This window comes from Nitrosophilus sp., from assembly GCF_982775275.1.
On the sequence record NZ_CEXZHP010000215.1, the window covers coordinates 1 to 2,472 of the forward strand.

2 protein-coding genes are annotated in these 2,472 nt (G+C 32.5%); one reads left to right on the forward strand and one right to left on the reverse strand.

Annotated elements, in window-relative coordinates; all coding sequences use genetic code 11:
* Positions 1 to 1,139 (reverse strand): penicillin-binding transpeptidase domain-containing protein (locus AC30RD_RS08375; RefSeq protein ID WP_489494035.1); only part of this gene is annotated, 1,139 nt, incomplete at its 3' end.
* Between the two features lie 91 nt (positions 1,140 to 1,230).
* Here AC30RD_RS08375 and AC30RD_RS08380 point away from each other — a divergent pair.
* Complete coding sequence (locus tag AC30RD_RS08380; protein WP_489494036.1) at positions 1,231 to 2,388, forward strand: FtsW/RodA/SpoVE family cell cycle protein; 1,158 nt, start codon at positions 1,231 to 1,233, stop codon at positions 2,386 to 2,388.
* Positions 2,389 to 2,472 lie beyond the last annotated feature (84 nt).

The window sequence follows — 2,472 nt, forward strand, 5'->3', positions numbered from 1 at the left end:
TGGGAGAGTTTTTGAGCAAGTTGCGCGATACCGATGTTACTTGAATAGACTATCACGTTTTCCGCACTCATCCACTCCTCTTTATGTTCATCGGTTATAATTTTCCTACCAAGTTTATATCTACCCCCATATGTTCTGACTATATCGTAAGGAGAGATGAGCCTATTTTCAAGAAGTAAAGCAAAAGTTATCGGTTTCATAACCGATCCCGGTTCAAAACTATACTCAATTACAGAAGCGTTTAGCGACTCATAATCTTTTTTTCTTATATTTTTTGGATCAAATCTATTTGAACTGGCAATCGCCAAAATCTTCCCTGTTCTACTCTCCATAACCGCAGCGATGATCTCTTGGGCTTTTAGACTCTTTTTATACTCATCCAAAATCGTCTCAAGGCTTTTTTGAAGCAAAATCGGTATATTTAGATTAATATTGTAACCATCGATTCTAGCTTTTATTTTTGCGTCTTTGTTTAAAATGATATTGTTTCCAATATCTCTATACCCTTTTATTAAACCATCTTGTATCGGTTTTAACTTTTCTTCATAATATTTCTCAATACCCTTAACCCCGGCTATCCTGGTATATCCGTTTTCTTCATATTTTCTTACATATCCTACTACAGGAGTTAAAAGATCTTTATAAGGATATAGCCTACTCTCGCCGCTCTCCTGGACATAAAGCCCCTGTTTTATAACTTTTCCGTTTATTTCAATCTCTCTAAAAACATCCATTAAATATAGCTTTTTTGCAAGCTCTCTCAAAAGGTTGGCTTTTTTTGGATCCATTGCGTAAGATAAAACGACATTTCCTCTTTTACTTTTTAAAATTTTTCTTATTTTTCGCTCTTTCATACCGCTATATATAGAAAATAGTTTAATAAAAAGCTCTTTTTTGCCCGGATCTATACATCTTGTATTTACCGAAATTTTATAAAGTTTTTTACTTGAGGCTATATGAAAGCCCTCTTTTGTAATTATCGCTCCTCTTATGGCTCTATTTTTTTCACTTATTTTTAAAGCAGGAAGCTTTCTATCATCTATAACGATTTTAAAAACGGCCAATAAAAAAATCAAAAATCCAAGAAGAAGTAGAAGAAATAGTATGGCGATTTTATAAAGTTTTTTTTCGTTCTTCATAAATTTTTTTCTTAATATATTTTTTTGTTAATAATGGATAAAATGATACTTAAAAAGCTTTAAAATTTACCTTTAATTATGAAAGTGAATAATGACCGATAAGACTCTTTTTATACTTGCATCTATTTTAATAACAATAAGTATTATCTGTTCATACAGTTTCACCACATATACCGTTTTATTATACGGATATAGTGAGTTTCATTTTCTAATTAGACAGTTAATTGCCGGTATTGGAGCGATTTTTCTTATGTGGTCTATCTCTAGACTTGATCCGGATAGATGGCTTAAAATCATAGGAATTAGCACTTTTATCATATTTTTTATTTTAATGATATCAATGTATTTTATGCCATCAAGCCTTGTTACAAGCGCTGGAGGTGCTAAAAGATGGATAAGACTTCCGGGATTTTCACTCGCTCCGGTTGAGTTTTTTAAGATAGGATTTGTCTATTTTTTGGCTTGGAGTTTTTCTAGGAAATTTGCAAATGATGATAAAAAGAAAAATCTTTTAGAAGAGATAAAACTTATTTTCCCTTATATCGTCGTCTTTTTCTTCGTTGTTATATTAATAGCTGTCTTTCAAAACGACTTGGGGCAGGTTATGGTTTTGGGATTGACGCTTAGTTTTTTACTATTTTTTGCCGGAAGAAGTTTTAAACTGTTTTTAACTTTAATAGGCTCGGCGTTTATTTTATTTATAATATTTATTTTTACATCCGAACATAGAATAAATAGGATATTATCATGGTGGGCAAACGCTCAAAATTATATATTAAATATTTTCCCTCCCTCATTTGCTGAGAAATTAAGAGTAGAAAACGCTCCAGAGCCTTATCAAATCTCACACTCCCTAAACGCCATACATAATGGCGGATTTTTTGGAGTGGGGCTTGGAGAAGGAAGTATGAAACTTGGTTTTTTAAGCGAAGTTCATACAGATTTTGTTTTGGCCGGAATCGCCGAAGAGTTTGGATATATCGGAATCTTTGCGATAACTTTAATAGTGGCTTTACTAATTCATAGAATCTTTAGGATAGCCAACAGATCAAAAGAGCATATAAATTATCTTTTTTGCATAGGAATCGCTTTGCTTGTTGGATTTTCTTTTTTAATAAACGCATACGGAATAAGCGGACTAACTCCTATCAAAGGTATAGCCGTTCCTTTTTTAAGCTACGGAGGTAGCGCGATGTTAGCCAACGGACTTGCTTTGGGACTTGTTCTAATGATAAGCAAGAAAATATAAAATTTGTAAAATATTTAAGTGGTTAGTTAAACCCGGATTTTGCAATAGAATTTGTTGCAGTAGTGCTTTTGCTTGAGATTTAGA

What these genes read in the sequence shown, in the direction of transcription:
- AC30RD_RS08380 (WP_489494036.1), top strand. Translation starts at nt 1,231, where the DNA reads ATGACCGATAAGACTCTTTTTATACTTGCATCTATTTTAATAACAATA.